The organism is Roseibium sp. ROS1, assembly GCF_054658215.1.
In genome coordinates, this window is record NZ_BAAGIG010000019.1 from 1 (window position 1) to 5,790 (window position 5,790).

The 5,790-nt window shown below is 52.8% G+C and carries 6 protein-coding genes; 3 read left to right on the top strand and 3 right to left on the bottom strand.

What is annotated here, in order from left to right; translation table 11 throughout:
• Positions 1-236: 236 nt before the first annotated feature.
• The 3 genes from ACYQ6M_RS30230 to ACYQ6M_RS30240 all read right to left on the bottom strand — a co-directional run bounded on the left by ACYQ6M_RS30230 (position 237) and on the right by ACYQ6M_RS30240 (position 2,955).
• Positions 237-1,142 (bottom strand): hypothetical protein, encoded by a 906-nt coding sequence (locus tag ACYQ6M_RS30230; protein ID WP_460077664.1) that lies wholly within the window; start codon positions 1,140-1,142, stop codon positions 237-239.
• Positions 1,143-1,829: 687 nt separating this feature from the next.
• Positions 1,830-2,381, bottom strand: a complete 552-nt coding sequence (locus tag ACYQ6M_RS30235; RefSeq protein ID WP_460077666.1) for a hypothetical protein — start codon at positions 2,379-2,381, stop codon at positions 1,830-1,832.
• Between the two features lie 100 nt (positions 2,382-2,481).
• Positions 2,482-2,955 (bottom strand): transposase, encoded by a 474-nt coding sequence (locus tag ACYQ6M_RS30240; protein WP_460077668.1) that lies wholly within the window; start codon positions 2,953-2,955, stop codon positions 2,482-2,484.
• Between the two features lie 1,306 nt (positions 2,956-4,261).
• Here ACYQ6M_RS30240 and ACYQ6M_RS30245 point away from each other — a divergent pair.
• The 3 genes from ACYQ6M_RS30245 to ACYQ6M_RS30255 form a co-directional block, all read left to right on the top strand.
• Complete coding sequence (locus tag ACYQ6M_RS30245; RefSeq protein ID WP_460077670.1) at positions 4,262-5,020, top strand: nucleotide-binding protein; 759 nt, start codon at positions 4,262-4,264, stop codon at positions 5,018-5,020.
• Positions 5,017-5,478 carry a hypothetical protein gene (locus tag ACYQ6M_RS30250; protein ID WP_289809193.1) on the top strand — a complete coding sequence of 154 codons (462 nt, stop codon included), beginning with the start codon at positions 5,017-5,019 and terminating at the stop codon, positions 5,476-5,478. Before ACYQ6M_RS30245 ends, ACYQ6M_RS30250 begins: the two co-directional genes overlap by 4 nt.
• A gap of 127 nt (positions 5,479-5,605) precedes the next feature.
• On the top strand, positions 5,606-5,790 hold a 185-nt coding region (locus ACYQ6M_RS30255; protein ID WP_460077672.1), incomplete at its 3' end, for a hypothetical protein.

The window sequence follows — 5,790 nt, forward strand, 5'->3', positions numbered from 1 at the left end:
TCTGCATATTTCGAAATTCAGGATCGGCGCTGCTGAACCGGACCAGCCCTGACGGGCCGGGCTGATCCTGTGGAGGGCTTCGCCCTATTGTGCACGGCCAAGTCATCCAAAGCGACCCGATATGTCGGGTCTCTGGGGGCTTAGCCTTGCTCCTGCTTTGATCTCCAAGTTGTCCAATCGTGACCACTCTGTTTGGCAGAGATCGTGACTGCTTCCGTATTGGCACAGAAAGGCACCTAACACTTCGAATATCGCTTACACAGAGCAAGTATTTGCAGAGACGGAGGCGTCCCGTTAGGTTGCTGTGTCGGATTGTCCTTGTGCTGTTTGAACTTCATGATCGCACCCAGGGAAAAACCGAGACCTCCCAGTGTCATCACATTCGCGATCGGGGGATCATCCTCCCGGTGGCGACGGATAAGGGATTTGGACTTGCCACTGAAATAGATGCTGACGCCTGCAAGCGCGTAGGCTTCGCCGCCTTCGTGCAGGGCCGCGCGCGCAAACAGGCTGGGTTGAAGCTGCGTATCACGTAGAGGTGCCCATTCGACGCCGAGCCCCCCGGATGCATCACCACCCGACACCCTGCCAGACACAGACAGGGCCAGGTTCTCGTCAGGATACCAGGTGAGTTTCGAGCCGGCCACGAACGTGGCATCGAGATCATATCTGAATTGACTGCGTCCGTTGGTTTCGATCGCGCGGCTGCCATCGGTCACCCCGACGACGCCCCCGAGTGTGATTGGGCCCCAGTATCGCTCCGCCTCGATGCCAGCGGAAAACACGTCGACACCCTGGTAAGCGTCGAGATGGGAATACGAACCTTCAAGGCCGATCATGCCGGTTGACGGGTCTCGCCAGAACAGATGTGCCCCGGCGCCGTAATAGGCGGATTGTCCTGCAAAGGGTTCATCGTAGCCACCGAGACCGGCATCAAGCTGCAGGCCGAACCTGTGTCCGAGCGGCATCGTGATTGCGCCTTCCACACCTCCAACCGCGCTTCCGTCGGAACTGCCGCCATTGACGGACATCTTGCCGCTGATCCCGTCTACGGCAGGTAGCGTCTGTTGTGAGTTTGCGGGCGTAATCGTCATGCACAGCGCAGTGAGCGGCAGCAGCACACCAAGGTATTTCGCAATCATGTGTTTCCCCCAGCCCGATCGGAAGAGATGTAGCGGAAGCGCCGAGGGCATCTGGATGATCGGAAAGTATTTCTCCGTTCTTGGAAGGCGGAGAAGACTTGAAAAACACGAATAGTTGCAACTTCAGGTGATGTAAAACGATCAATTCTGATGAATTCTTTCAGAGGGTCGGCGTTCCATCATAACTTATTGCGTCGTTGGCCTGACGAAGCCTGCCTCGACGGTATATTGTCGATCGTTGTTGGCAAGACGGCATCGCCAAGATGTCGACTTTCATTGAGAAGTGACCCGGCTTGGCCTGATCATGGGCACGGGCCTTGTCGTGGTTTTCCCCGAAGAGTTAGAGCAATTTTCTAACTTTCGCGTATTTCAGAAACGTAATAGTTAGAATCTCCCGCCCCCACCAGCCAGAAATACCGAGCGTGACGACCAACTTATTGTAAAGCACCTTACTGAACTTGTTGCGATTGTGAGTTTCCATCGCATAGGTTCTGTCCGCCAAGACTTCATCAGGTGTTGCAGGTGCCGCCGTCAACGTTGACGATGATCCTTACGATGAAGCGAACGCGTGACAGCTTCACGAGTACACCTTTGGTTGTGGGACCATTCATCGGCGGGAAGAAGCGCAGGGACTGCTTCAAACGGCAATACCTAGGCACGGTTACCGTTCGTTGCTCTGATTTCAGCTCACGGGAGACGTTCGAGCATTTTTCTAAGCTCTTGGTTTTCCGCCCGAAGCTGCAACCTCAACATCCCCTTCAGCCGTTGATTTTCCAGTTCCAGCACTTCCAGGTCATCGAGACCCAGTGCGTCTGACTTGGAGTCGACGCTGTTTGTATGTTTTTTCTCAATTTCGTCGTCAAAACCTTTCGAAGAAGTGACCTGTACCTCAGGAGTACTATCGATCTCATCCGGCTCCGGCTTCGCCTCAGGTTCTACAGCGGCTAGTGGTAGCGCCTGCAATATCCGCGGTGTGGACAGCCTCTGAGGCTGCCTGTCACTCGAGAGCATATCTTTGGTCGACTGGGTGCCGCCACTTTCACTGCTGGGGATTGGCTGCGTTGACCTATTCTCCAGAGGAAACGAGTTTCTCCTACCAGGGTGCGAAGCTGGCAGGTTTGCCTCAACTTCACTGGCAAGAGCCTTGAGATCAGTATCACCCCAGATGGATCTGTTCTGTGGTTTTGTCTGTCGCCGGCTGGATTTCAATTCAACAACGAAGTTTCGTCGCGATTTCATGAAGAGATGCTTCCGAAAAAGTTGGGTAGGCCTCAGTGAGGCATGCCTGAGATTTACGGCCGTTCAAGCAGGTTTTCAACGCCGGAATGGATAGCCAAAGTCATTCCATCCCCAGGCGTTTGCGAAGTTCAGCGTTTTCCGCACGAAGCTTTTCCGCTAGCTGGGTGCGCAGCCGAATATTTTCAGCTTCGAGTGCGACCAGATCCTCCAGCGTTTCCAGTTCGCTGCCCGACATCTTTTCAACTTTCGGCTGCTGCAGAACCGGCTTTTCAGGCTTATCTTTTGGTGCAGCGTTACGTTTCCACCTGTAATAGGTTTGTTCAGATATCCCAGCCTCTTTAATCGCTGCCTTAATATTCAGGCCTTCGGACAAACGCGTTTCGATCTCTGCGATCTTCTCCGCTCTCTCTTTAACGGTATACCGCTGACCCGTAGATCCCTTAGCGGTTTTGCTCCGTTTCCCTGATTTACTGATCCGACCAGGACCAGCCGACTGCTGAGATGTGCTTTTGCTGTCACTGTGCTCTGAGGTGCCAGTCGTTTCTAGCTGACCTGGATGTTGTTCGTCTGTCATTGCGTGCTCCGATATTGGTCGCCTTAATTCATACGAATGTAAAAAATAGTCAACAACAGTCAAAGTCATCGTGCTGCCCACTTGGTGGTTGGGGAAGAGAGTCAGAGTGTGCATCGTGGGTCAGAGTGAACGCGATAGCGACGCCGAGGGTGTCCTTTCTCTTGGCAGCAAGAACCCTACTTTACCTTAGCGAGCACAATTTCCCTCTCGCGGTTAAAGCAAATAAAAGGCCGTTTATTCTAGTTCTTATACATGTTTTACTTTTTGTGACTGTTTGTGCTTGTTGTGAAGCTAGCTACTTGAAAAGACTCATCTATTTGCCGTGAACTCGCTATCAAAATCCAATAAGCGCAGTATTATAGGGTCTTAGATGGACGAGTTTGACAGAAAGCAGCTGAACTTTGACGTTTGTGACCGTTTGAAACTGAACAAATACGTTCTCATACGAAATCTTAGATATTCTTGAACGTTTGTAACCATTCCTAACCGTGGGGAGCAGGGCAAGATAGAGAAAGTGAGGCACTTTCTGCGTCGCAAATCCCTGCTGATCGCGCATAAGCGACGGTATTTGCTAACTTATTCGCCTGAAGGCTCAACGAAACAAGGCCCTCATTGAGGGCCTTAACTGTCGCTTAAGTATGAGTGCAGGTCTGTGGACAACTTACCAGAAAGAGCGGAATAAAAGATGTACAACTACTGCGTCGATTAGTAAAACCAACTTGTTAGCAGCTCGGCGGTCCTTATGTGGAAGTCAGGACCGCCGAGCCTAGCGAACACCAAACTAGTCCTTTGATGCTCGCATAAGGAGACCCTCACAAACTCCGTTCCCTGTCTGTATTGGTCGCAATGGCTTTCGGCAAGCTGACGTGTGTCTAGCTGAATCGCACCGATAGTGCGGTCAATACTGCGTGCATTCAACAATCATCAACAACATTGAGGGCGTTCTTCTTCAAGAACGTTAATGACCCATGCTGTCCACGCCTTCCAAAGGATCGCGGTCGCGTTGGGGGATGGCTCGCTTTGAGCTTGAGACCAACTACGACAAGGTAAAATCAATAGTAGCAAATACGCCAAATTTCACTGTTGCGCATGACCAGCTGGTGGCGAGTGAGACTATCACTATAACGTATGCCGCCTTCGTCCGAACCTGGAAAAAACTGCAGAGTGAACGAGTGGAGGATCCAGCAGTCAGTGCTGGAAACACTGCAGAAGACCTCTCACCGCAGGCCGAGAGTAAGGCGCGCAAACCGCTCCCCGAACTCAATAAGTTCACGGTTCCAACCGGCTCTGACGGAGTGAGGGACCAATGGTGAAGACCGTTCACATTGTCATGCAGGGCAAGGGCGGAGCGGGCAAGAGCCTCACGTCTTCCATGCTCGTGCAATACCTGCGCTACTCCGACCATCATGTGCAGGCGATTGACCTGGACCCGACCACACCAACACTGTCTGCCATCAAAGGTCTGAAGGCGCTGCCAATCCAGATCATGGACGGTGATGATATCAATCCGCGTCTCTTCGATCATCTGATGACGCGTATTTTCGAAAGTGACGACGAGACCCACACTGTCATCGACACTGGAACCTCGTCTTTCATCGCCACCTGTTCATACCTTGCCGAGAACAATGCCTTCGAACTTATGCAGGGCTTTGATGTACGGGTGTTCATTCACTGCCCGATCTGCGGCGGTGCTGCCCTGGATGACACCTTCAACAGCCTTCTTGCCATTCTGGGGCATTTCCCGGGCGTGCCGGTAGTTGTCTGGCTGAACGAGTTTTTCGGGCCGGTTGCCAGTGAAGGACGCGGTTTCAAAGACAGTAAGGTCTATCAGGAAAACGCCGACCGCATCGCAGCTGTGATGTGCCACCCCAAGGTCCAGGCAGGAACTTTTGGCGAAGACATCCGGGCAATGATGGGCGCCAAACTGACCTTCGAAGAAGCTATCCGATCGAACGATTTCAACGTTATGGCGCGCCAGCGGCTCAAGATCTATTGGACCAAGGCAATTGAGCGCCTGGATGAAGCTACCTTCCTTGAAACAGCTAATCAGGAGGCGGCCGAATGAGTGTCGCTACGTCTCCGAACGTCGATGCTGACTTCGCTGAAGAGTGGAGACAGATGACACTTGATGAAGCCATTGAGGTCGCTCACAGGGAAACCGGGATTTCCTACCAGAAGGATGATCCGGTTCTGGCAGTGGTTGCGATCCTGAATGCCTTCGGTGACCGCCTCAAAAGCCTGCTTGAGGACGAGCGGAAACGCGTTTCTTTCCAATTTCAGAATGATGTTTCCGGTGTCAACGAAGCTATCGACCACAAGGTCGATGACATTGCGAACACCATACAAAAGGTTGCTCGGAACCTAGGCAACGACAATATCCAGACGGTCGTCTCGGCAGTCGCACAGCACGCTGTAGAGTCCGACAAGATCACCCGGACCATCCGCAGAGCGTTCTATGGCTTCAGCGCCCTCGCTTTCACCAACTGGATGGCCGTGGCTGCCTTCTATCTCATCCTAAAATAAGAGGTTTTTGAAAATGCACTTGTTCAAGAGGCTCGGACTCCGTCTACAACTTCCCGCTAAGGTAGATTTTCAGTCACCTACAATCAAAATTCTTGTCATCGCCTCGATGCTGTTTCCGGCGCAGGCGATGGCGCAGGACTGGTCCGCTCCTGCGACCAGCATGCTGGAGTCTCTGGAAAGCGGGTTGGTCAGTGTTGCCGCACCGGTCATCGGTGTGGGCGTCATCATCTATGGTATCTGGGCCATGGTCACCGGCCGCATCGACATCATGCGGCTTGCTCAGCTCGTCGGAGCCGGAGCGCTCGTGATCTT